Source organism: Variovorax sp. Soil_C_19 (assembly GCF_057657255.1).
Genome location: NZ_JBDGIV010000002.1, coordinates 253,681 through 275,732 on the forward strand (window position 1 = coordinate 253,681; position 22,052 = coordinate 275,732).

The following is a 22,052-nucleotide window of genomic DNA, read 5'->3' on the forward strand; positions in this document are numbered from 1 at the left end:
GGCCTCAGGCAGAAACTGAGGCGCCCGTGCTACCTTGCGCCCCACCATGCGATTCGATCTCACCGACCTGCGGCTCTTTCTCCATGTGGTGGAGGCCGGCAGCCTCACGGCCGGCGCGGCGCGCTCGCACATGACGCTCGCCTCGGCCAGCCAGCGCGTGCGCGGCATGGAAGACGCGCTCGGCAGCCCGCTGCTCACGCGCCATGCGCAGGGTGTGCGCCCCACCGAGGCCGGCCGCACGCTCGCGCACCATGCGCGCGTCGTGCTGCAGCAGATGGAGCGGCTGCGCGGCGAACTCGGCGAGTACGGCCAGGGCCTCAAGGGGCACGTGCGCTTCATGTGCGGCACCTCGGCGCTGACCGAGCACCTGCCGGAGGTGCTGAGCCGCTTTCTCATCCAGCATCCGCGCATTTCGGTCGACCTCGAGGAGCGCCCGAGCCCCGAGACCGCCGACGCGCTGCGCGGCGGGCGCTGCGATATCGGCATCGTCTCGGACGCCGTCGACACCGAGGGCCTCGAATGCCATCCGTTCCGCCGCGACGACCTCGTGCTGGTGCTGCCGCGCGGCCATGCACTGGCCCGACGCCGCCGCGTGATGCTGGCCGAAGCGGTCGACAGCGAATTCGTCGGCCTGCCCGCCGACAGCGCGCTGCAGCAGCTGCTGACGCAGCACGCGCGTGCGCTCGGCCGCCATCTCGCCTACCGCGTGCGCGTGGGCAACTTCGAGGCGGTGTGCCGGATGGTGTCGCATGGCATCGGCGTGGGCATCGTGCCGCAGACCGCGGCCGAACGCTGCGCCCGCTCGATGAAGATCGCGCTGGCCGCGCTCGGCGATCCGTGGGCCGAGCGCACGCTGATGGCGTGCGTGCGCTCGTCGCAGGCATTGCCGCTCAATGCACGGCGCATGCTCGAGCACCTGGTGGCGCCGGCGCCCGAGGCTACCGCAAGGTGACCGGCCGCCCCTGTCGCGCGCGCGCCGCGACGAACGCATCGAAGGCTTCGCTGCTGGTCTTGCGCGGCAGGTAGCCGAAGCGTTCCTTCAGCGCGGTGTTGCACAGCACCGGTCGATAGCGCAGAAAGTCGAGCTGCTCCGGCCCGTAGCGGCTCACGCCGATGGCGGAGCCGACCGCCAGCGCCGCCTTGAGCACGCCTGCGGGCCAGTCGACGGTCTTCTTGCCCAGGCGCGCCGCGATCTCGTGGAGGGTGAGCGCGCCGTCGCCGGCGAGGTTGTAGCAGCCGGGCGGCGCGCCAGCCAGTGCGTGCGCGATGGCGCCGGTCACGTCCTCGTCCCACACGAAGACGAACGGGCTCGCGCTGCCGCGGATGGCGATGAGCCGCTTCTTCTCGAACAGGGCGGTGATCTGGTTGTCGACGCCTTCGCCGAGGATGGTGCCGATGCGCAGCACCGTCTGCGCCAGCGCGGGATGCCGCGCGCGATGTTCGGCGAGCATCTCCTCGACCTGCCGCTTGTGGTCGGCATAGGCGAAGACCACGTTGCCACGCAGCGGCTGCTCCTCGGTGATCCACGCCGGGTTGTCGGCGTGGTAGCCGTAGGCAGCACCGCTCGACGACACCACGAGGTGGCGAACGCCCGCGGCCATGCAGGCCTCGAGCACGTTGCGCGTGCCGCCCACGTCCACCGAATGTTCGAAGGCGCGGTTCGAGCCCTTGCCGGGCGTGACGATCGATGCCAGGTGCACCACGGTGTCGATGGCGCACTCTGCGATGGTCTCGGCGATGCCGCTCTCGCGCACGTCCTGCCGGCGATAGACCACACCAGGCAGCCGCCGTTCACGAGGCACGTCGCGCACGTCGAGCGCCACGATTTCGTCGAGCGCCTGCGCCGACAGCGCGGACACGACACCGCGCCCCAGGAACCCGTCGGCGCCCGTGACGAGCACGCGCCGCGCCGTCACGCCACTCACGCCGCTTGCCGCGCTCACGGCAGCGCGGGCCTGCGCCCCCACCAGCTCGCGAGCGCCAGGCCCGCGATGATGTCCCAGAAGCCCCACACGCCGGCCACCACGGCCATGCCGCCGAGGCCGCCGAAGAAGCTGAAGATCAGCACCAGCCCGAGCCCCGCGTTGCGAATGCCCACCTCGATGGCCACGGCGCGGCGGTCGTAGTCGGCCAGACCCGAGAGGCGCGCACAGAGATAGCCGGTGCCGAAGGCGAGCGCATCGTGGATCACCACGGCCACGAGCACCAGGCCCACGTAGTCGAGGAAGTAGCGCCAGTTGCCCGCGATCGCGCCGATGATGAACGCCACCAGCGCCGCGAAACTCAGGATGCGCGCGGGCTTCTTGATGCGCGCGGTGAGCCGCGGCAGCCGGTGCGCGCAGGCAACCCCCAGCACGAACGGGATGCCGATGATCATCACGATATGGCCCAGCATGTCGAGCGGATCGAGCGCAATCGACTTGAGCAGCGCCGACGCGGTCGGATGCAGCCCGCCCCAGAACGCGAAGTTCAGCGGCATCAGCACGATGGAGAGCGCATTGGAAATGGCCGTCATCGACACCGACAGCGCCACGTTGCCGCCCGCGCGGTGGGTGAGGATCTGCGAGATGTTGCCCGGTGGGCAGCAGGCCACGAGGATCATGCCCAGCGCGATGCTCGGGCCGGGGTCGAGGGCGAGCGTGAGCGCGAAAGTCACGGCCGGCAGCACGAAGAACTGCGCCCCGATGCCGACCGCCATGGCGCCCGGCATGCGCGCCACGCGGCGGAAGTCGTCGATGCGCGTGTCCAGCGCAATGCCGAACATCAGGAAGCCCAGCACCACGTTGAGCGCCACCAGCGACGCGGGATTGAAGTTGAGCCTGATTTCGTCGACGGGGAGCATAGGGGCGATCTCGCTCAGGATGGATCGGCCAGCGCCGCAGACGCGCTGCGCACCGCTGCGCGGTAGGTGTCCTTGTGCACGTAATACGCCATACGCTCGAGCTGCAGGTACTTGAAACCGCCCGACAGGTCCGGCGGCGGGCCCTGCACCGCCCGGCGCAGCGCTGCGGCCGCAGGTGCGCCCGCGGCGGCGGCGCGAAGGTAGCGCGCCACCAGTTCGGCCTGCTCGTAGCGCCCCTGCCAGCCGATGCCGCTCGCCTCGATCATGCCGAGCACCGCGAGGGTCTCGAAGCGCGGCGAGAAGATGTTCAGGTGGAGCCGCGGCGCCATGCCCTGCCAGTCGAGCAGTTCGCGGTCGATGAACGGGTAGTGCAGCGCATAGCCGGTGGCGGCCAGCACCAGGTCGTAGTCGCGCGCGCTGCCATCCTTGAAATGCACGGTGCGTCCGTCGAGCCGCGCCACGTCGGCCCGCACACCGATGTCGCCGTGGCCCGCGTGGTAGAGGATCAGCGAGTTCACGATCGGGTGCGACTCGTACATCTTGTAGTCGGGCTTGGGGAAGCCGAAGCGCACCGGGTCGCCCGTGAACCACTTGAGCACGGTCGCATCGATCCTCTGCTTAAGCCATGGCGGCAGCGGGCGCTTGCCGCCGAGCGTGTCGGCGGGCTTGCCGAATACGTACTTGGGCACGAAGTAGTAGCCGCGCCGCACCGAGATGTCGACGCTCGCGGCATGGTGCACCGCATCGACCGCGATGTCGCAGCCCGAGTTGCCCGCGCCGACGATCAGCACGCGCTTGCCCTGGAAGATGCGCGGGTGCTTGTAGTCGCTGGTGTGCAGCAGCTCCCCGTCGAAGCGGCCCTCGAACTGCGGGCGCCTGGGCTCGGCGAGCGTGCCGTTGGCAATGACCACGCCGCTGTATTCGGCTGTCTCGCTGCGTCCGTCGCCGGCATCGACGCTCACGCGCCAGCGCGTGTCGGGCGTGTCGCTCACCGGCGCGACCCGGACCACGCGCGTGCCGAAGCGGAAGTGCGGCCGCAGGCCGAAATGGTCGGCGAAGTCGCTGAAGTAGCGGCGCAGCTCGCGGTGGCTCGGATAGTCGGCCACCGTCTCGGCCATCGGAAACTCCGCGAACTCGGTGGTCGTCTTGCTCGAGATCAGGTGCGCCGATTCGTAGACGGTGGAGCGCGGGTTGTCGATGTCCCAGAGGCCGCCCACGTCGGTGTGCGCCTCGAAGCCCTGGAACGGTACATCGTGCTTCTGCAGGTTGCGCGCCGCCGCCAGGCCCGACGGGCCGGCGCCGATCAGCGCGATTTTCTCGTGGGTGGGGATGTCGTCGGGCATCGGCTAGTTGGCGGGTGGTTTCGGCTCGCTCAGGCCGGGAATGGCGGTGGCGCCGGATTCGCCGACACGCGGCTTGCGCGGCTGCGCGAGCAGCACCCGGTCGTGCAACGCATCGGGCAACAGGTTCAGCAGCGACGAGAGCCAGCCGATGCGCCTTGGCAGCACGATGCGTTCGCGCCCCGCGCGCACACCCGCAAGCAACTGCTGCGCGGCGACGTCGGCCTCGAGCAGGCCCGGCATCGCGAAGCGGTTGCCAGCGGTGAGCGCCGTACGGATGTAGCCGGGGCTCACGGTGTGCACCGTGACGCCGGTGCCGCGCAGTTCGGCGCGCAGGCTTTCGAGGTAGCGGATCAGGCCCGCCTTGCTCGCGCAATAGGCGCCGTTGCCGGGCATGCCGCGCCAGCCCGCGATGCTGGCAACGCCGACCAGCGCGCCGCGCCGCTGCGCACGCAGGGCGGCCACGAAAGGATGGAAGGTGATGGCGGCGCCGAGCAGGTTGATCTCGAGCATGCGGCGCAGCACGGCGATGTCCGCGGCCTCGGCGGTGTCGAAGCCGCCCGCCACGCCGGCATTGGCGATCACGAGATCGGGCACGCCGCTGCGAGCCATCCAGTCGGCCGCCATCGCCTGTATCGCGGGCGCGTCCGACACGTCGGGCCTGTAAGCCACACAGCGCTCGGGCGCCAGCGCCACGAGTGCATCGAGCCTTGCGGCATCGAGGCCGACCAGCGCCACCCGCGCGCCACCGCCGATCAGTTCACGGGCCAGTGCCTGGCCGAGTCCCCCACAGGCGCCGGTGAGGACGACATTGCGAAACGGCAGGGACATCGAGGCAGTGGCTCCGGTCGGAAAAACCGGCCCACTTTAGCCGGGGCGCAAGCATTCGCTCCCCCGCGTTTCCCCTTGCGCTCGCAGCGTCTCAGTCAGCTGCCGGCCACCTTCATGCGGTTGACCAGGATCGAGCCCGTGGTCTTGGCGCCGAAGGTGTAGGCGTCGGCCCCGATGGCCTCGATGCCCATCAGCATGTCACGCAGGTTGCCGGCGATCGTGATCTCCTGCACCGGAAAGGCGATGCGGCCCTTCTCGACCCAGAAGCCGCTCGCGCCACGCGAGTAGTCGCCGGTCACGTAGTTCACGCCCTGGCCCATGAGCTCGATCACGAACAGGCCCGTGCCGAGCTTGGCGAGCATGGCGTCGAGGTCGTCGCCGGCCCGCGTGAGGCGCGAGCTGAGCGTCAGGTTGTGCGAGCCGCCGGCATTGCCGGTGGTCTTCATGCCGAGCTTGCGCGCCGAGTAGGTCGAGAGGAAATAGCCTTCGAGCCGGCCCGCGTCGACCACCTTGCGCGCGCGCGTCACCACGCCTTCGTCGTCGAACGGCGAGCTGCCCTTGCCGCGCAGGATGTGCGGGTCTTCGGCAATGTCCACGTGCTTGGGCAGCACCGGCTTGCCGAGCGAATCGAGCAGGAAGCTGCTCTTGCGGTACAGCGCGCCGCCGCTGACGGCCTGCACCAGGCCGCCCAGCAGCCCCACGGCGAGCGGCGACTCAAACAGCACCGGGCATTCGACGGTCTTGATCTTGCGCGCCTTCAGGCGGCTCAGCGCCCGCTCGGCGGCATAGCGACCCACCGACTGCGGGCTCGCGAGTTCCGCGGCCGAGCGCATCGAGCTGTACCAGGCGTCGCGCTGCATGCCGTCGCCCTTGCCCGCGATCGGCGCTACCGAGATCGAATGCCGCGAGCTCGCATAGCCGCCGCGAAAGCCATGGGTGTGCGCACTGAAGAAATGGCTCTGCTGCGCCGAGACGCCCGCGCCCTCGCTGTTGGTGATGCGCCTGTCGGTCGACAGTGCCGCTTCCTCGCATTCGAGCGCCAGCCGCGCGGCCTCCTCGCTGGTCACTTCCCACGGATGGAACAGGTCGAGTTCGGGATGCACCTTGGCGATGTCGTCCTCGTCGGGAAGGCCGCTGACCGGGTCTTCGGCCGTGAAGCGTGCGATGTCGTAGGCCGCCTGCACGGTCTGGGCGATGGCCGCCTCGGAGAAGTCGGACGTGCTGGCATTGCCGCGGCGATGCCCCACGTAGACCGTGATGCCGAGCGACTTGTCGCGGTTGCGCTCGACGTTCTCGAGTTCGCCCTTGCGGACCGAGACGCTGAGGCCGCAGCCTTCGGACGCCTCGGCGCCGGCGTCGGTCGCACCGAGCTTCCTGGCGTGCGCCAGGGCCGTGTCGACCAGGTTTTCGAAGAAGGAGCGGCTGTAGGCGAAGCCGGAATCGGCGCGCGAAGAAGATGTCGTCATGTGATGGCTATGATACTTGCGCACCCCATTCCTCCGTTTCCCTCGCCTTTGCAAGGCGCGTTGCAGCGCCGCCCGGCGCGGCCCAGAATCCACCCCATGTCCCGCAAACCCAAAAAAGGCTATTTCGTCCGCGGCCAGTTCGTCGCCGAGGGCAGCGAACTCGACCTGGAGCTCAAGCGCGAGCTCAAGGGCACCGACGAGGCGAGCCGAACCGATCTCAAGCGCGAAAGCGCCGAACTCCAGAAGCTCGGCGAAGAGCTGCTCGGCCTGCGCGCCGGGCTGTTCGACGCGCTGCCGCTGGGCGACAAGCTGGTCGACGCGATCGCCGATGCCAAGCGCATCACCAACTTCGAAGGCAAGCGGCGGCAGATGCAGTTCATCGGCAAGCTGATGCGCGGCCTCGAACCCGAGGTGCTCGAGGCGGTCCGCTCGGCCTTGCAGGAGCAGAACAGCGTGCCCGCGGCCGAGGCCGCCGCGCTGCACGAGGCCGAGCGCTGGCGCGATCGGCTCATTGCCGACGACGACGCGCTGGGCGGCTGGATCGAGACCCACCCGGCCACCGATTCGCAACAGCTGCGTGCGCTGGTGCGCCAGGCGCGCAAAGACCTGAAGGCCGGCCCGCCCGGCGAAGCGCCGCGCCAGGGCAAGGCCTACCGCGAGATCTTCCAGCTGGTGCGCGCGCAGCTCGCGGTGCATGGCGGCGACGACCACGCCGCGGCAGCGGCCGCGCAAGACCGGGAGGAAGACGCATGAACGCATTGTTTTTCTCCCTCCCCTTCCGGGGGAGGGCCGGGGTGGGGGCATACGGCGCATCCACCGGGCGTTCTGCGCGCCCCCATCCCAACCTTCCCCCGGAAGGGGAAGGAGCAAGACCATGAACGCACTCGACCCCGTTCGCATCGGCATCGTCTCGGTCAGCGACCGCGCCTCGAGCGGCACCTACGAAGACAAGGGGCTGCCCGCGCTGAAGGACTGGCTCGGCCGGGCGCTGAAGAACCCCGTCACCTTCGAGGCCCGGCTGATCCCCGACGAGGCGGCGCTCATCAGCGCCACGCTGGTCGAACTGGTCGATGCCGGCTGCGCGCTGGTGCTCACAACCGGCGGCACCGGCCCCGCGCCGCGCGACGTGACGCCCGAGGCCACGCTCGCCGTCGCGCACAAGGAAATGCCGGGCTTCGGCGAGCAGATGCGCCAAATCAGCCTGCGCTTCGTGCCGACCGCGATCCTCTCGCGCCAGGTGGCGGTGATCCGCGACAAGAGCCTGATCATCAACCTGCCGGGGCAGCCCAAGGCGATCGCGGAAACGCTCGAAGGCCTCAAGGACCCGGACGGCGCACAGATCGTGCCGGGCATTTTTGCAGCCGTCCCCTACTGCATCGACCTGATCGGCGGTCCGTATCTGGAAACCGACGATGCGGTCTGCAAGGCCTTTCGACCCAAGTCGGCGGTCCGGCCCGGCCGCTGAAGCGCGGCCCGCACGCCATCCGCCTGCGGCCATGCGGCTTCTTGTCATCCAGGACGAGCCCCGGCTGGCAGACCCGTTGAAGCGGGGCCTGGAGGCGCATGGCTACACGGTGGACCTTGCGCGCGACGGCACCCAGGCGCGTGCACGGGCGGCCGAGGCGAGCCGCTACGCGCTGATCCTGCTCGACGTGCCCCAGGAGGGCGCCGATGGTGTTGCAGTGCTGCAGGCCATCCGCCGCAGCAGCAACGTGCCGGTGCTGGTGCTCACCGCGCGCGACACGGTCGAGAACCGGGTCAGCGGACTGCGGCTGGGCGCGAACGACTACCTGGTGAAGCCCTTCCTGTGGCCGGACCTGCTGGCGCGCGTGCAGGCGCTGTCGCGCCGCGCCGGCCACGGGCAGGATGCGCGCGTGTTGCGGCTCGCCGACCTCGCGCTCGACCTGGCCAACCACAGCTGCATGCGTGGGCAGATGCGCATCGATCTGACCGGCCAGGAATTCGCGCTGCTCGCGGTGCTGCTGCGCGCCCGGGGGCAAGTGCTGTCACGCGCACACCTGGCCGAGCAGGTCTGGGACGGCAAGCTCGACAGCGACACCACCAACGCGATCGAGGTCGCCATCCGCAGGCTGCGCAGCAAGGTCGACGAGCCGTTCGCGCGCAAGCTGCTGCACACCGTGCGCGGCCAGGGCTACGTGCTCGAAGACCGCTCCTGAACCGCAGCAGCAGCGGCAGCCGCCGTCGCAGCGGCCGCCGGCTTCGCACGACCCATCACCAGGTTGATCAGCGGACCCGTCATCGCGGTGGTGGCGAGCGCCATCACCAGCAGCATGGTGAAGAGCTCGGGGCCGATCAGGCCGGCATCCAGCCCGATCTTCATCACGATGAGCTCCATCAGCCCGCGCGCATTCATCAGCGAACCGGTGGCCAGGCTGTCGCGCCAGCCATAGCCGGCCATGCGCGCGCCGATGGCACCGCCCGCGAGCTTGCCGATGGTGGCGACCGCGACGATCAGCAGCATGGCGCCGACGCTCGCACCCGAGAACGCATCGGCCGTGGTGCCGAGCCCCGCGAGCGCGAAGAACAGCGGCATCAGCACCACGATCGAGATCGGCTCGATGCGCTCGGTGAGCGAGCGCAGCAGGCGGTCGTCGCGCGGCAGGCAGGCACCGAACAGGAAAGCGCCGAACACCGCATGCAGGTGCAGCCATTCGGTCGCGAGCGCGCAGGCCAAGAGGCCGATCATGAGCGAAGCCATCTCGGTGATCGAGGGCTCGCCGTCGGGCGCGCGCCTGCGCAGCAGCCACGCGTAGGCCGGCTTGATGCCGAGGAACAGCACCGCCAGCAGCACGGCTACGCCTGCCGTGATCTTGACGAGGCCGATGTAGCCCTCGCCCGCGCCGGCCATGGCCACCACGAGCGCCAGCAGGATCCACGCGAACACGTCGACCACGGCCGCCGCGCCCAGCGACAGCTGGCCGAATGGCGTGCGCGTGAGCCCGCGGTCCTTGAGGATGCGCGCCATCACCGGAAAGGCGGTGATCGACAGCGCCGCCGCCATGAACAGCGCGAACGGCCAGAAGCCCGTGCCCACCGGTGCCAGCGCCGGATGCAATACCGGCGCGATCGCAATGCCCAGCACCATAGGCACCGCGACGCTGAGCGCCCCGACATAGCCCGCGGCCTTGAGCTGCGCGCGCACCCCGCCGGTCGAACGCAGCTCGAGACCGACCACGAACATGAACAGCACCAGGCCCACGGTCGAGAGCGACGAGAGGCCATCGAGGTGGCTCTTCGAGAAAAGCTGCGCGTGCAGATCGGGAAACAGCGCCCCCATGACCGCGGGCCCGAGCATCAGCCCCGCCGCCATCTCGCCGACCACGCTGGGTTGGCCGACATGGCGCAGCACCCAGCCGCAGGCGCGCGCGGTGCCCAGGATGACGATCAGTTGAAGCAGCAGGGAGGTGGCGGACATGGCAAGGGCGCAGGCGGTGGCAGCGTTGGGGCCCGCATCTTAGGGCGACTCGCGATCGTCCGGCACCGGCGCATCGAACCAGCGGTCGGCCCACTGGTTGAGCGGCTTCAGCCGCTTGACCAGCTCGACGCCCGATGCGGTGAGCACGTAGCCCGCATCGGCCAGCGCCACGATGCCGCCCGCACGCAGCTCCTTGAGCCGGTCGTTGAGAACCGACGGCGACATGTAGTCCGTGCTCGCGCGCAAGGCCCTGAAGCTCTGCGGCAGACCGTCGCGCAACTCCCAGAGGACGCGCAGCGTGCCCTTGCGGCCCAGCTGCTCGAGCAGCCGCATCACCGGCCGGCGCGATGCTGGCGGGGCGGCCTGCTCGTTCGGCGTCGTTCCTGCGTCTTCCATGCGGGTGGCTTCCATCGGGTGCGGCCCAAGGCCTTCTTGCGCTACGGAATGCGTAGCGATAAACTGGCTTTTCGCTACGTATTCCGTAGCGATCGATTCGCATTCTATGGAAAGGAACCCGCGATGACGATGCCCCCTGCCACGAGCGCGCCCCTGCCGCCGCGCATCCCCCCGCTCGCGCCGCCCTACCCCGCGCCCATTGCCGACCTGCTCGCGCGCATGAACCCGCCGGGCCGGTCCGAGATTCTTGCGCTATTCCGCGTGCTGGCGGTCCACCCGGAACTCGCCGAGCGCATGCTGGGGCTCGGGCGCCACCTGCTCGGCCGCGGGGCCGCGATCGGCCTGCGCGAGCGCGAAGTGGTGATCACACGCGCCTGCGCCCGCTGCGGTGCCGAATACGAATGGGGCGTGCACATTGCGGCCTTCGGCGATGCGGCGGGTTTCAGCGCGGCCGAGCGGCAGGCGATCGCTTCGCCGGCCAGCGACCTGCAGCAGCTCGCCCCGCGCGACCGGCTGCTGGTGTCGATGGTCGACCAGCTGCACGATACCTCCAGCGTGGACGACGCGCTGTGGGAGGCGCTCGGCGCGCACTGGAGCGCCCCGCAATTGATCGAACTGCTGGTGCTCGCAGGCTGGTACCGCACCGTGAGCTACGTCTGCAACGCCGCGCGCGTGCCGCTCGAGACCTGGGGGGTGCGCTGGTGAACGAACGGGCTCAGCCGCCCTTCGGCGCGCGCATCAGGCGCAGCCCGTTGGCCACCACGAGCAGGCTGGCGCCCATGTCGGCGAACACCGCCATCCACATGGTCGCGCTGCCGAACACCGCGAGCACGAAGAAGACGCCCTTGATGCCCAGCGCCAGCGTGATGTTCTGCCACAGCACCGAATGCGCGCGACGCGAGAGGCGGATGGTCTCGGGCAGGCGCCGCAGGTCGTCGTTCATGATGACCACGTCGGCAGCTTCCATCGCCGTGTCGGTGCCGGCACCGCCCATGGCGAAGCCGATATCGGCCTGCGCGAGCGCGGGCGCATCGTTGATGCCGTCGCCCGCCATGCCGGCCATGCCGTAGCGCTGCTGCAGCGCCTTGACCGCTTCGCGCTTCTCGTCGGGCAGCAGGTTGCCGCGCACGTCGTCGATGCCCGCCTGGTCGCCGATGGCCCGCGCGGTGGCGGCGTTGTCGCCGGTCAGCATCACCGGGGTCACGCCGAGCGCGCGCAGTTCGGCCAAGGCCTGCTTCGATGAGGGCTTGATGGTGTCGGCCACCGCGAACAGCGCCAGCACGGCCTCGCCCGAGGCCAGCAGCGTGACGGTGCGCCCGGCTTCCTCGTGCGTCTTCAATTCGGCCTCGAGCGCGGGGCTGCACAGCCTCTGCTCCTCGATCAGCCGGTGGTTCCCGAGCACATAGGTGCGGCCTTCGTGCGTGGCCTGCACGCCGCGCCCAGGCAGGGCCTTGAAGTCGCCGACCGGCTGCGGCGCCTGCGCCAGGCCCGCGGCAATGGCCTTCGACACGGGGTGGTCCGATCGGCCCGCGAGGCCGGCGGCAATGGCCAGCACCGCCTCTTCGTCCGCCGCGGACCCGAGCAGGCGCGACGCGACCAGCTTCGGCTTGCCTTCGGTCAAGGTGCCGGTCTTGTCGAGCGCCACCGCCTTGAGCTTGCGCGCCTCTTCGAGGTAGGTGCCGCCCTTGATCAGGATGCCGCGCCGCGCCGCCGAGGCCAGCGCGCTCACCACGGTGACCGGCGTGGAGATCACGAGCGCGCAGGGGCATGCGATCACCAGCAGCACCAGCGCCTTGTAGAGAGCCTCGAGCCAGGTCCAGTCCATGAGCCAGGGCGTGAGCACCGCCACGGCGATGGCCGCCACGAACACCGCCGGCGTGTAGACGGCCGCGAAGCGGTCCACGAAACGCTGGGTCGGGGCGCGCGTGGCCTGCGCTTCCTCGACGGCATGGATGATGCGCGCGAGCGTGGTGTTGGCCGCGATCGCCGTCACGCGGAATTCGAGCGCCGCCGTGTGGTTGATGGTGCCCGCGAACACCGGGTCGCCCACCGTCTTGTCCACGGGGATGCTTTCGCCGGTGACCGGTGCCTGGTCGATCGCGCTCGTGCCCTCGATGACCACGCCGTCGAGCGGCACGCGTTCGCCGGGCCGGATGCGCACGACCTCGTCGAGCGCCACCGTGTCGGCCTTGTGCGTCTTCCAGGCGCCATCGGCTTGCCGGACCTCCGCCATCTCGGGCGCGAGCGCGAGCAGCCCCTGGATCGCGTTGCGCGCGCGGTCGACCGCGCGCGCCTCGATCAGTTCGGCGATCGCATAGAGCGCCATCACCATCGCCGCTTCGGGCCACTGGCCGATCAGAAAGGCACCCGTGACCGCCACGGCCATCAATGCGTTGATGTTCAGGCGCCCGTGCACGAGCGCGGCAAAGCCCTTCTTGTAGGTGTCGAGGCCCGCGAGCGCAATGGCTGCGAGCGCCAGGCCCATTTCCACCGCGGTGGTTCCTGCGCCCTCCGGCGCGAAGAACGCCACCGTCTCGGCCGCGATGGCCAGCGCCAGCGCGGCCACCAAGCGCCACAAGCCGGCGCTGGCGAAGCCGGTGGCGCTCGCCGGCGCGACCGGTGCCGCGCCGCTACCGGCCGCGGGGATTTCGAGCGCCTCGGGCTTGAACCCGGCCTTGCGGATGGCCGCGAGCGCCTCGGACAGCGCGGCGCCCTCGGCCGTGATCGCCATGGTGCGCTCGCCGAGCCGGAAGCGCAGGCCCGAAACGCCCGCCACGGGTTCGAGCGCGCGGCGGATCTCGGACTCCTCCACGGCACAGTCCATGGTGGGAATGCGAAAGAGCCGTGCGCCGGCAGGCAGCGCTGCCGCCGCCGCGACGTCGGGCGCTGCAATGGCTTCCGCGCCGCAGCCGCTGCCGCAGCACGACGTGGTTTCAGGCGGGTTCAGGGTGTTGGAATTCGTCATGGCCTCATTGGAAACCCTGAAGCAGGTGTAGAGTCAAACACCCCTGCTGATTCCCTTCGAAGCCCATGAAAATCGGAGAACTGGCCCGCGCCGCCAAGACGCCGGTCGAAACCATTCGCTACTACGAGCGCGAGCAACTGCTGCCCGCGCCGGCCCGCACCGACGGCAACTACCGCATCTACGACGACGCGCATGCGCAGCGCCTGGGTTTCATCCGGCGCTGCCGCTCGCTCGACATGACGCTCGACGAGATCCGCGTGCTGCTGCGCTTTCGCGATGCGCCCGGCGAAGACTGCGGCGAGGTCAACCAGCTGCTCGACGACCACATCGGCCATGTGGCCGCGCGCATCGCAGAGCTCAAGACGCTCGAGAAGCAGCTGAAGGCGCTGCGCGAGCAATGCGGCGGTGCCGAATCGGCCCTGCACTGCGGCATCCTGCACGAGCTGGACACCGCTGCGCTGGCGTCCGAGCCCTTCGGCCAGCATGCGGGCCATGTGCATGGCGCCTTGCATGCGGGACCGAAGCGGCCCGCCTGAGCCGGCCCTACTTCCCGATCAACTGCGTCAGCTTCTCGGCCTGGAAGCTCTCGTTCCGCTGCGCATCGCCGGGCACGCAATCCTTGTTGCCGGGCTGGGCGGACAGCTTCTCGATCGCCTGCCACAGCAGCGCGATCTGGTGTTCCTGGCCCGCGGCGTTGTCGACCAGGCCGCGCATCGCCTGGCTCAGCGGATCGTCTTCCTGCGTGATGCCGTAGGCCGAGAACTTCTGCGGCGCGGCCACGTCGGCGCTCTCGCCGGCCTTCGATGGAATGATCCGCGCCGGAATGCCCACCGCCGTCGCGCCCGCGGGCACCGGCTTGATGACCACCGCATTGCTGCCGATCTTGGCGCCGTCGCCCACCTCGAAACCGCCGAGCACCTTGGCGCCCGCGCTCACGACCACATTGCGCCCGAGCGTGGGATGCCGCTTGGTGCCCTTGTAGAGCGAGGTGCCGCCCAGCGTCACACCCTGGTAGATGGTGCAGCCGTCGCCGATCTCGGCGGTCTCGCCCACCACCACGCCCATCGCATGGTCGAAGAAGACCCGCTCGCCGATCTTGGCCGCGGGGTGGATCTCGATGCCGGTGAGCCAGCGCGCGACATGGGCGATGAAGCGTGCGGGCCACTTGAAACCATGGGTCCAGCAGGCGTGCGCCCAGCGGTGCAGCACCACGGCGTGGAATCCCGGGTAGACCGTGATCACTTCCCAGGCGCTGCGCGCGGCGGGGTCGCGTTCGAGAATGCACCGGATGTCGGCGCGCAACCGAGAGAACATCGCTGCCTTTGCTGTCGTTATATCGATAGGGCCGGGCAGTCTAAGGCCGGGGTTCTTCGCGCACGGCCGATGGGGTTTTGACAGCCGCGTCCGCCATGGCCTTGGCGATGCCGCGCAGGATGTGGATCTCCTCGGGCGTGGGCTGGGCCCGGTTGAAGAGCTGTTGCAGCCGCGGCATGAGCTTCTTCGGCGCCTCGGGGTCGAGAAAGCCGACGGCCACCAGCGAGCGCTCCCAGTGTTCGAGCATGCCGGCCACGGCCTTCGCATCGGCCGCCTGCACGGGCGCGGTGGCGTCGCGCACCGCGTAGCCGCCCAGCGCGAGCCGCCATTCGTAGGCGATCACCTGGATCGCAGCGCCGAGGTTCAGGGAGCCGAACTTCGGATCGGTCGGGATGGTCAGCGCCACATGGCAGCGGTAGACGTCTTCGTTCCGCATGCCGAAACGCTCGGAGCCGAACAGGAAGGCGACGTGCGGGTCGCCCTCGGCCGCGAGTGGCGCCAGGTGTTCGCGCGGCGTGCGGGTGGGCGGGCCGAAGTCGCGCGGCACCATGGCGGTGGCGCACAGGTGGGTGATGCCGTCGAGCGCCTCGTCGAGCGTTTCGACGATGCGGGCGTTGGCCAGCACGTCGAGCGCGCCGCTCGCGCGCTGGATAGTTTCCTCGCGGCGCAGCACGTTGGGCCAGCGCGGCGCCACCAGCACGAGGTCGTCGAAACCCATGGTCTTCATGGCGCGCGCGGCGGCGCCCACGTTGCCGGCATGGCTGGTCTGGATCAGGATGAAGCGGGTGCGCATGGCGGTCGAAGGGGCACGAAAATGGCGGAGCCGGTAAAATCCCCGATTCTCGCCGCCCGCATCGCCGGGCCGCCCACCGGGGCACCTGCCGCTCCTTACGCCGTTCTTCCACAATCCAATGTCGTCCCCCAACCTGCATCCCATGCTCAATGTGGCCGTCAAGGCCGCACGCGCCGCCGGCGCGATCATCAACCGAGCCGCCCTCGACGTCGAGGCCGTGCGCATCTCGCAGAAGCAGGTCAACGACTTCGTCACCGAAGTCGACCACGCCAGCGAGCAGGTCATCATCGAAACGCTGCTTGGCGCGTACCCGGGGCACGGCATCCTGGCCGAGGAATCGGGCACCGAACACGGTGCCAAGGATTCCGAGTTCGTCTGGATCATCGATCCGCTCGACGGCACCACCAACTTCATCCACGGCTTCCCGGTCTACTGCGTCTCGATCGCGCTGTCGGTGCGCGGCAAGATCGAGCAGGCGGTCATCTACGACCCGAGCCGCAATGACCTGTTCACCGCCACCAAGGGCCGCGGCGCCTACATGAACGAGCGCCGCATCCGCGTGTCCAAGCGCACCAAGCTCAGCGAGTGCCTGGTCTCCACCGGTTTTCCGTTCCGCAGCGGCGACAACTTCAAGCAGTACCTCGCGATCATGGCCGACATGATGCCGCGCATGGCGGGCCTGCGCCGCCCGGGCGCCGCGGCGCTCGACCTGGCCTACGTGGCCGCGGGCTTCACCGACGGCTTCTTCGAGACCGGGCTCAACCCCTGGGACGTGGCCGCGGGCTCGCTGCTGGTCACCGAGGCCGGCGGCCTGATCGGCAACTTCACGGGCGAGCCCGACTTCCTCGAGCAGCGCGAATGCCTGGCCGGCGCGCCGCGCATCTACGGCCAACTGGTGCCGTTGCTCGCCAAGTACTCGAAGTTCGCGAGCGTGGACGACAAGCTGCGCGCGAGCGACCGCGTGCGCGCGGTCTCGGCTTCGACCCGCACGCGCCCCGACGATGCCTCGGCCGACCTCTACGCCCGCAGCACCGTCACCGACGAGACCGCCGCCCCCCTCGAGGACGGCGAAGTCCCCGCGGCAGCGGCGCCCGCCGCGCCGGCGGCGCCCCGCAAGCTCACCCGCGTCAAGCGCGAGGCGCCCGCCGCCGAAGGCGACGCACCCGCGCAGTGATGGCGGGGCCGGCCGCCGCGACCCAGGCGCGCGAGGCGCTGCGCACCGCGCTGGGCCAGTACGTCGCGAGCGGGCTCACCGTCGCTGTCGGCCTGCTGCTGATCTCGGGCGGCGTGCACCTCTGGCTGGGCGCCGTCGCGGCCTCGACCGCCGCGGTCGGCGTGATCGTCACCGCGCCGCCCGACCTGCCCGGCCCGCGCCGCGGCAAGTTCTTCCAGATGCTGCCGGCACCGCTGCTCGGGCTGCCGCTGTTCTTTCTGGTGCAGCTGCTGCACGCCGCGCCGATCCGGCTCGGGCTGGTGCTCGTGCCCGCCACCTTCGTCGCCTTCCTGGCCATGGCCTGGGGCAAGCGGGGCATCCCGATCGCGATCGCGGTAATGTTCTCGATGGTCTTCTCGATGGCCACGCCCGCGCCGAGCGGCATGGCCGAGGCGCTCGAGCGCACCTGGCACTTCGGCCTCGGTGCCGCGCTCTACGTGGTCTGGGCCACGCTCGCCAACCAGGCGCTGAACTGGCGCTTTCGGGTCCAGTCGATCTCGGACGTGCTGTATTCGCTGGCCGCGCTGATGCGCACCGAAGCCAGCCAGTTCATGCCGCGCGACGACACCCGTGACGTGCGCGACACCCCCGCGCCGCTGCTGGGGCGGCTGCTGCGCGAACAGGCGGCGCTGGCCGACCAGCTGCAGGCCACGCGCGACATCGTGCTCGAGTCGCCGCGAACGCCGCGGCGCCAGCGGCTGGCCTCGATGCTGGTGATCGTGCTCGAGATGCGCGACCAGCTGCTCGCGAGCGAGCTCGACCTCGATGCGCTCAAGAGCCACCCCGACCATGCCGAGGCACTCATCGAGATGCGGCGCGTGCTCGAAGGGCTCGCCGACGACACCGCGGCGCTCGGCGACGCACTGCTGCTGAGCCGCCAGCCCGAGGCGCTGTCCGACCGCCGGCCGCGGCTCGCGGCGATCCACCTGCCGGGCGAGGACCACGCGCCCGGCCACGGCCTGCCCGGGCCGAATGCCGCCATGCTCGCGCGCGGCCTCGCGAGCCGCATCGGCCACATCAACGACGAAGTGCTGCGCCTGTCGGCCATGGCGCGCGGCGATGCCGAGCCCGACCTGGCGGTGGTGCGGGCCAACTGGCAGCTGTTCGTGAGCCCGACCGACTGGTCGATTCTGCCGTTCCTCGCGCTCTGGCGCTGGGACGCGCCGCCGCTGCGGCATGCGATCCGCGCCGCGCTCGCCATCGCAGCCGGCTACATCATCGCGGTCTCGCTGCCCTGGGTATCGCACGACTACTGGATCCTGCTGACCATCGTCGTGGTGCTGCGCGGCAGCCTGTCGCAGACGCTGGAGCGGCGTAACAGCCGCGTCGCCGGCACGCTGCTGGGCAGCGTGCTCGCGGTCGTGCTCTTGGCGGCGCATCCATCGCCGCTGGCGCTGCTGGTCATCGTCACGGTCTCTCAGGCGATCGCGCACAGCTTCGCGGTGCGGCGCTACCTGATCACCGCGGTGGCCGCCACGGTGCTCGGCTTGGTGCAGGCGCACATGCTCAACACCGGCACCGCGCCGATCTTCGCGCTGTTCGAACGCATCGCCGACACCCTGATCGGCGCCGCGCTGGCCTGGGGCTTCTGCTATGTGCTGCCCTCGTGGGAGCGCGGGCAGATCCCGGCGCTGGTGGCACGGGTGCTCACCGCGCAGGCGCGCCATGCCCGGCTGGCGCTCGGCCTGGGGCAGCTGCAGGCGATCGACAGCAGCCCCGAACTCGAATGGCGGCTCGCGCGCCGCGAGGCCTTCGACAGCCTCTCGGCGCTGGTGCAGGCCACGCAACGCTCGCTGTCCGAGCCGCGCGCGGTGCAGCCGCCGGTCGAGCCGCTCGAGCACCTGCAAGCGCACAGCTACCAGCTGCTCGCGCAACTCAGCGCGGTCAAGTCGATGCTCGTGCTGCGGCGCGACCGGCTCACGCCGAACGAGATCGAAGGGCCGATCAGCCGAACCGCCGAACGCATCGCCGCCGCCATCGGGACCCTGCCCAAGACCGGGCCGGCCCAGCCGGAGAGCCCAGGCTCCACGGCCGTCGGCGGCCCGATCCCCCCCCTGCCCGATCCGTTCGAGAACGACATCAGCCCCTGGCTGCTGCGCCGGCTCGACCTGGCCACGGCACTCGCGACGCAGCTGCGCGACGACGCGGCGCGCATTCTTCAACACCTGAACGAGACAACAGACCCAAAGACGCCACCCGCCCGATGACCCAAGAGATCCTCGACCACCCCTGGCTCGGCACCTGGATTGCCGTTTTCATTGCCGTCCCGCTCGCTCTCCTGATCCACCGCATCGGCGGCATGGTCCTCAGGCGCATCACCCGCCCGGCGCCCACGGTGCATTCAATGGTGCTCAGCTGCCACGCGCCGGCCCGCCTGGTGCTGCCGCTGATCGCCTTGCAGCTCGTGTTTCAGGCCGCCCCGGACGACCTGCGCTTCATCGGCACGGTGCGCCACTTCAGCGGCCTGCTGCTGATCGCCGCCGTCACCTGGCTCGCGGTGCGAGCCATCAGCGGCTTCGCCGACGGCGTGCTCGCGAAGAACCCGTACGACGTGGCCGACAACCTGCAGGCGCGCCGCGTGCTCACGCAGACGCGCGTGCTCTCGCGCACCGCCATCAGCATCGTGCTGGTGGCCGGCGCCGCGATGATGCTCATGACCTTTCCGGGCGCGCGCCAGGTCGGCGCGAGCCTGCTGGCATCGGCCGGCGTGATCGGCATCGTGGCCGGCCTGGCGGCCAAGCCGGTGTTCAGCAACCTGATCGCGGGCCTGCAGATCGCGCTCGCACAGCCGATCCGCATCGACGACGTGCTGGTGGTCGAAGGCGAATGGGGCCGTGTCGAGGAGATCACCGGCACCTTCGTGGTGCTCAAGATCTGGGACGACCGGCGGCTGATCCTGCCGCTCACCTACTTCATCGAGAAGCCGTTCCAGAACTGGACGCGCCATTCGGCGCAACTGCTCGGCTCGGTCTTCGTCCACCTCGACTACGGCATGCCGCTCGGGCCGCTGCGCGAAGAGGCCGAGCGCATCGTGAAGGCCGCGCCGGAATGGGACGGCCGCTTCTTCAATCTGCGCGTCACCGACACCACCGAGCGCACGATGCAGGTCCGCGTGCTCTGCACCGCTGCCACCTCGGGCCTCGCCTTCGACCTGCGCTGCACCGTGCGCGAGGGGCTGATCGACTTCGTGCAGCGCGAGTACCCGCAGTTTCTGCCCAAGATGCGCTTCGACGACGGCGGCAGCAAGGCTAGCGGCGCAGCGGCGGAAGCTGCAGGTTCGTGACCGCGCGCAGCAGCCACTCGAACGGGCCGTACGCAAAGCGGCGCATCCACCAGCGGCTGAGCGGCAACTGGCAGGCGAAGATCGCGAACGCGATTGCCATCGCGGCAAGCGGGCCGGTCGTGCCGATCCAGCGCAGCCCGTAGGCCAGGAAGATCCAGGCGCACACCAGCGACTGCAGCAGGTAGTTCGACAGCGCCATGCGGCCCGCGGGCGCGAGCCAGGCTTCGAGCACGCGCCCGCGCTGCGTGCCGAACAGCAGCACCAGCCCGGCCGCGTAGCCCGCGCTCAGGAATGGCGCAGTGAGCAGCGTGGCCGCGAGCCCCTGGAAGCTGCGCACCGCGTCTTCCTCGCGCAGCGTGAACACCGTGTAGAAAGCCGCCCCGGGCAGGCCCACCGCCAAGCCCCAGGCGCACACGCGTCGCCACAGCGCCGCATGCGCGGCGGGGTCGGCCAGCAGCCGCCGCCGGCCGGCCACGCAGCCGACGAAGAACATCGCCAGCGCGGTCGGCGCCTGCACCAGCACCGTGATCCACCAGATCTGCCCCAGGTCGCGCAGGTGCTGCGCCACCACCGTCGCAGGCGTGCCGCGGTAGGCCGAGAGCGCCGCGGCCGCCTGCGCATGGGCACCGCGCAGGTCGAGCATCGCGCCGCCCAGCGAATGCGACAGCAGCAGGCTGAAGCCGGCCCAGAGCGACGCCGTGGCGAGCACCAGCAGACATGCGCCGCGCAGCAAAAAGGCATCGCTGCGCCGCCGCAGCATCAGCAGCACCGCCCCGATCACGGCATAGGTGGCGAGGATGTCGCCCTGGTAGAGCAGCACCGCATGCAGCACGCCGAGCAGCCACAGCATGGCTAGCCGCCGCGCCATGCGCGCGGCGAACGATGCGCCGGCGCGTTCGGCCGCCTGCATCTGCAGCGTGAAGCTGTAGCCGAACAGGAACGAGAACAGCAGGTAGAACTTGGCTTCGAACGCGAAGGTCCTCACCAGCACCGCGCAGCGGTCGGCGAAGGAGCTCGCGAGCGGATCGGGCAGCCCCGCGCCGTAATGGGCCGAGGAGAAGGTCGCGATGTTGACCACGACGATGCCGAGCAGCGCAAAGCCGCGCAGCGCATCGACGGTGGCCTGGCGGTCTTCGCTGGTCGTCATGCGCCGCTTTCTGCCGGCGCCGTTCGGCCGGCGCGCGACCGCACGATGTGCGCGATCGCGTCGAGCAGCAGCCGCGCGCCTTCGCCCGGTTCGGCGTTGCGGCGCACCGTGATGCCCACCGGCCCCTCGGTGCCAGCCGTGTCGTAGGCCAGCCGCGCCAGGTCGCGCCGCGCGAGAAAGCCTTCGACGGCTCCCTGCGGCGCAAACCACACCGCATCGCTGCGCAGCAGCAGCCCGACCACGAAGCTGGTGTCCGTGGCCTCGACCACCTGCTTCGGCAGCGCCATGCCCGCTGCAATCAGGAAGGCATCGGCGGTATGCCGGATCAACGTGCCCTGCACCGGCAGCACCAGCGGATGGTTCGCCAGCGCATCGAGCAGCGGATGCCTGCGCGCGGCCAGCGGGTGGCCGGGCCGAGCCACCATCAGCAGCGGCTCGGCATAGAGCTGCTCGAAGGCGAGGTCGGCCATCGACGATGCCTGCGCGAGCCGCCCAAGCACCATGTCGATCTCGCCCTGGCGCAATTGGGTCATGAGCTGCGCATTGGTGCCGCTCGCCACCCGCACGTGCAGCGCGGAGTGCGCGGCCTGCAGCGCCGCCACGGCCTCGGGCAACAGGCTACCGGCCATGTTGGGCAGCGCGCCCACCGCCACCTGCACCTGGTCGCCCTCGGGCTGGTCCATCGCCAGGCCCAGGCCCTCGCGCAGGCTGCGCAGGGCCGCCACGCCATGCCGCACCAGCACCTCCGCCGCGGGCGTGAGCTCGACGCCGCGGCGCCGGCGCACGAGCAGCCTGCGCCCGACGATCTCCTCGAGTTCGGCGATGGTCTTCGACACCGCGGGCTGGGTGAGCGACAGCGCGCGCGCCGCGCGCACGAGGTTGCGCTCCTGCGCCACCATCACGAGGCACTGCAGGTGGCGCAGCTTCAGGCGCGCAAAGTTCATGGCTGGCATGCCTCCTCAAAGGAAAACGGGCAACTCCAAATATAACCAACAGGAATAGCTGGCGGAATAGCTTTCAGTTGTG

Annotated in this window: 21 protein-coding genes; 9 read left to right on the forward strand and 12 right to left on the reverse strand. The window is 70.2% G+C overall.

Translation table 11 applies throughout. The features are described from left to right. The first annotated feature begins 46 nt into the window (after positions 1–46). Positions 47–952, forward strand: a complete 906-nt coding sequence (locus AC3A6R_RS05700; protein ID WP_487863950.1) for a LysR family transcriptional regulator — start codon at positions 47–49, stop codon at positions 950–952. Here AC3A6R_RS05700 and AC3A6R_RS05705 read toward each other — a convergent pair. The 5 genes from AC3A6R_RS05705 to pmbA all read right to left on the reverse strand — a co-directional run bounded on the left by AC3A6R_RS05705 (position 939) and on the right by pmbA (position 6,479). Beyond that, positions 939–1,943: an SDR family oxidoreductase gene (locus AC3A6R_RS05705; RefSeq protein WP_487863951.1), complete on the reverse strand. Its 1,005-nt coding sequence runs from the start codon at positions 1,941–1,943 to the stop codon at positions 939–941. The two genes, AC3A6R_RS05700 and AC3A6R_RS05705, sit on opposite strands and share 14 nt — an antisense overlap. Further along, a complete protein-coding gene (locus tag AC3A6R_RS05710) occupies positions 1,940–2,842 on the reverse strand; it encodes a bile acid:sodium symporter family protein (protein ID WP_487863952.1) in 903 nt (300 codons plus the stop codon). The genes AC3A6R_RS05705 and AC3A6R_RS05710 overlap by 4 nt, the downstream gene beginning before the upstream one ends. Before the next feature lie 14 nt (positions 2,843–2,856). Beyond that, positions 2,857–4,185, reverse strand: a complete 1,329-nt coding sequence (locus AC3A6R_RS05715; protein ID WP_487863953.1) for a flavin-containing monooxygenase — start codon at positions 4,183–4,185, stop codon at positions 2,857–2,859. A gap of 3 nt (positions 4,186–4,188) precedes the next feature. Then, positions 4,189–5,013: an SDR family oxidoreductase gene (locus AC3A6R_RS05720; protein ID WP_487863954.1), complete on the reverse strand. Its 825-nt coding sequence runs from the start codon at positions 5,011–5,013 to the stop codon at positions 4,189–4,191. 95 nt (positions 5,014–5,108) lie between these two features. Then, positions 5,109–6,479: a metalloprotease PmbA gene (gene pmbA / locus AC3A6R_RS05725; RefSeq protein WP_487858077.1), complete on the reverse strand. Its 1,371-nt coding sequence runs from the start codon at positions 6,477–6,479 to the stop codon at positions 5,109–5,111. Positions 6,480–6,575: 96 nt separating this feature from the next. Here pmbA and yjgA point away from each other — a divergent pair, with 96 nt between their 5' ends. From yjgA to AC3A6R_RS05740, 3 genes are all read left to right on the forward strand, one after another. Further along, positions 6,576–7,232: a ribosome biogenesis factor YjgA gene (yjgA, locus tag AC3A6R_RS05730; RefSeq protein WP_487858078.1), complete on the forward strand. Its 657-nt coding sequence runs from the start codon at positions 6,576–6,578 to the stop codon at positions 7,230–7,232. 121 nt (positions 7,233–7,353) lie between these two features. Continuing rightward, a complete protein-coding gene (gene mog / locus AC3A6R_RS05735; protein WP_487863955.1) occupies positions 7,354–7,944 on the forward strand; it encodes a molybdopterin adenylyltransferase in 591 nt (196 codons plus the stop codon). Positions 7,945–7,975: 31 nt separating this feature from the next. Next, on the forward strand, positions 7,976–8,656 hold the full coding sequence (locus AC3A6R_RS05740) for a winged helix-turn-helix domain-containing protein (RefSeq protein ID WP_487863956.1): 681 nt from the start codon (positions 7,976–7,978) through the stop codon (positions 8,654–8,656). Here the strand turns inward: AC3A6R_RS05740 and AC3A6R_RS05745 are convergent. Both AC3A6R_RS05745 and AC3A6R_RS05750 read right to left on the reverse strand, forming a co-directional pair. After that, complete coding sequence (locus AC3A6R_RS05745) at positions 8,632–9,915, reverse strand: cation:proton antiporter (RefSeq protein WP_487858084.1); 1,284 nt, start codon at positions 9,913–9,915, stop codon at positions 8,632–8,634. The genes AC3A6R_RS05740 and AC3A6R_RS05745 overlap by 25 nt on opposite strands. Before the next feature lie 39 nt (positions 9,916–9,954). Next, positions 9,955–10,326 carry a winged helix-turn-helix transcriptional regulator gene (locus tag AC3A6R_RS05750; protein WP_487863957.1) on the reverse strand — a complete coding sequence of 124 codons (372 nt, stop codon included), beginning with the start codon at positions 10,324–10,326 and terminating at the stop codon, positions 9,955–9,957. Positions 10,327–10,434: 108 nt separating this feature from the next. On the opposite strand from AC3A6R_RS05750, the gene AC3A6R_RS05755 reads away from it, so the two are divergent. Then, the gene (locus tag AC3A6R_RS05755) at positions 10,435–11,016 is read left to right on the forward strand and encodes a carboxymuconolactone decarboxylase family protein (RefSeq protein ID WP_487858086.1); all 582 of its coding nucleotides are present in this window, start codon (positions 10,435–10,437) and stop codon (positions 11,014–11,016) included. Positions 11,017–11,026: 10 nt separating this feature from the next. On the opposite strand, the gene AC3A6R_RS05760 is transcribed toward AC3A6R_RS05755, so the two are convergent. Next, a complete protein-coding gene (locus AC3A6R_RS05760) occupies positions 11,027–13,276 on the reverse strand; it encodes a heavy metal translocating P-type ATPase (RefSeq protein ID WP_487863958.1) in 2,250 nt (749 codons plus the stop codon). A 65-nt stretch (positions 13,277–13,341) separates the two neighbouring features. On the opposite strand from AC3A6R_RS05760, the gene cadR reads away from it, so the two are divergent. Then, a complete protein-coding gene (gene cadR / locus AC3A6R_RS05765) occupies positions 13,342–13,812 on the forward strand; it encodes a Cd(II)/Pb(II)-responsive transcriptional regulator (RefSeq protein WP_487858088.1) in 471 nt (156 codons plus the stop codon). A gap of 7 nt (positions 13,813–13,819) precedes the next feature. Here the strand turns inward: cadR and cysE are convergent, their stop codons facing one another. Both cysE and AC3A6R_RS05775 read right to left on the reverse strand, forming a co-directional pair. Further along, positions 13,820–14,674: a serine O-acetyltransferase gene (gene cysE, locus AC3A6R_RS05770; RefSeq protein ID WP_487864137.1), complete on the reverse strand. Its 855-nt coding sequence runs from the start codon at positions 14,672–14,674 to the stop codon at positions 13,820–13,822. Beyond that, on the reverse strand, positions 14,631–15,383 hold the full coding sequence (locus tag AC3A6R_RS05775) for an RNA methyltransferase (RefSeq protein ID WP_487863959.1): 753 nt from the start codon (positions 15,381–15,383) through the stop codon (positions 14,631–14,633). The genes cysE and AC3A6R_RS05775 overlap by 44 nt, the downstream gene beginning before the upstream one ends. Before the next feature lie 118 nt (positions 15,384–15,501). Between AC3A6R_RS05775 and AC3A6R_RS05780 the strand changes: the two genes are divergently transcribed. From AC3A6R_RS05780 to AC3A6R_RS05790, 3 genes are read left to right on the forward strand one after another with little or no spacing between them, the layout of a single operon-like run. Then, positions 15,502–16,557, forward strand: a complete 1,056-nt coding sequence (locus tag AC3A6R_RS05780) for an inositol monophosphatase family protein (protein WP_487863960.1) — start codon at positions 15,502–15,504, stop codon at positions 16,555–16,557. Further along, positions 16,557–18,803 (forward strand): FUSC family protein, encoded by a 2,247-nt coding sequence (locus tag AC3A6R_RS05785; protein WP_487864138.1) that lies wholly within the window; start codon positions 16,557–16,559, stop codon positions 18,801–18,803. The genes AC3A6R_RS05780 and AC3A6R_RS05785 overlap by 1 nt, the downstream gene beginning before the upstream one ends. Continuing rightward, entirely contained in the window at positions 18,800–19,879 is a 1,080-nt protein-coding gene (locus AC3A6R_RS05790; RefSeq protein WP_487863961.1) for a mechanosensitive ion channel family protein, read from the forward strand. Before AC3A6R_RS05785 ends, AC3A6R_RS05790 begins: the two co-directional genes overlap by 4 nt. On the opposite strand, the gene AC3A6R_RS05795 is transcribed toward AC3A6R_RS05790, so the two are convergent. Then, the gene (locus tag AC3A6R_RS05795) at positions 19,845–21,026 is read right to left on the reverse strand and encodes a DUF418 domain-containing protein (RefSeq protein ID WP_487863962.1); all 1,182 of its coding nucleotides are present in this window, start codon (positions 21,024–21,026) and stop codon (positions 19,845–19,847) included. The two genes, AC3A6R_RS05790 and AC3A6R_RS05795, sit on opposite strands and share 35 nt — an antisense overlap. Next, on the reverse strand, positions 21,023–21,970 hold the full coding sequence (locus tag AC3A6R_RS05800; RefSeq protein WP_487863963.1) for a LysR substrate-binding domain-containing protein: 948 nt from the start codon (positions 21,968–21,970) through the stop codon (positions 21,023–21,025). Before AC3A6R_RS05800 ends, AC3A6R_RS05795 begins: the two co-directional genes overlap by 4 nt. Between the last annotated feature and the right edge of the window lie 82 nt (positions 21,971–22,052).

Bases quoted from the DNA above. Each gene is read 5' to 3' on its own strand.
- AC3A6R_RS05715 (WP_487863953.1), bottom strand. From the start codon at position 4,185: ATGCCCGACGACATCCCCACCCACGAGAAAATCGCGCTGATCGGCGCC.
- AC3A6R_RS05780 (WP_487863960.1), top strand. From the start codon at position 15,502: ATGTCGTCCCCCAACCTGCATCCCATGCTCAATGTGGCCGTCAAGGCC.
- AC3A6R_RS05800 (WP_487863963.1), bottom strand. From the start codon at position 21,970: ATGAACTTTGCGCGCCTGAAGCTGCGCCACCTGCAGTGCCTCGTGATG.
- mog (WP_487863955.1), top strand. From the start codon at position 7,354: ATGAACGCACTCGACCCCGTTCGCATCGGCATCGTCTCGGTCAGCGAC.
- AC3A6R_RS05740 (WP_487863956.1), top strand. From the start codon at position 7,976: ATGCGGCTTCTTGTCATCCAGGACGAGCCCCGGCTGGCAGACCCGTTG.
- AC3A6R_RS05710 (WP_487863952.1), bottom strand. From the start codon at position 2,842: ATGCTCCCCGTCGACGAAATCAGGCTCAACTTCAATCCCGCGTCGCTG.
- AC3A6R_RS05760 (WP_487863958.1), bottom strand. From the start codon at position 13,276: ATGACGAATTCCAACACCCTGAACCCGCCTGAAACCACGTCGTGCTGC.
- AC3A6R_RS05745 (WP_487858084.1), bottom strand. From the start codon at position 9,915: ATGTCCGCCACCTCCCTGCTGCTTCAACTGATCGTCATCCTGGGCACC.
- AC3A6R_RS05775 (WP_487863959.1), bottom strand. From the start codon at position 15,383: ATGCGCACCCGCTTCATCCTGATCCAGACCAGCCATGCCGGCAACGTG.
- AC3A6R_RS05755 (WP_487858086.1), top strand. From the start codon at position 10,435: ATGACGATGCCCCCTGCCACGAGCGCGCCCCTGCCGCCGCGCATCCCC.
- yjgA (WP_487858078.1), top strand. From the start codon at position 6,576: ATGTCCCGCAAACCCAAAAAAGGCTATTTCGTCCGCGGCCAGTTCGTC.
- AC3A6R_RS05790 (WP_487863961.1), top strand. From the start codon at position 18,800: ATGACCCAAGAGATCCTCGACCACCCCTGGCTCGGCACCTGGATTGCC.
- pmbA (WP_487858077.1), bottom strand. From the start codon at position 6,479: ATGACGACATCTTCTTCGCGCGCCGATTCCGGCTTCGCCTACAGCCGC.
- AC3A6R_RS05700 (WP_487863950.1), top strand. From the start codon at position 47: ATGCGATTCGATCTCACCGACCTGCGGCTCTTTCTCCATGTGGTGGAG.
- AC3A6R_RS05795 (WP_487863962.1), bottom strand. From the start codon at position 21,026: ATGACGACCAGCGAAGACCGCCAGGCCACCGTCGATGCGCTGCGCGGC.
- AC3A6R_RS05720 (WP_487863954.1), bottom strand. From the start codon at position 5,013: ATGTCCCTGCCGTTTCGCAATGTCGTCCTCACCGGCGCCTGTGGGGGA.
- AC3A6R_RS05750 (WP_487863957.1), bottom strand. From the start codon at position 10,326: ATGGAAGCCACCCGCATGGAAGACGCAGGAACGACGCCGAACGAGCAG.
- cadR (WP_487858088.1), top strand. From the start codon at position 13,342: ATGAAAATCGGAGAACTGGCCCGCGCCGCCAAGACGCCGGTCGAAACC.
- AC3A6R_RS05785 (WP_487864138.1), top strand. From the start codon at position 16,557: ATGGCGGGGCCGGCCGCCGCGACCCAGGCGCGCGAGGCGCTGCGCACC.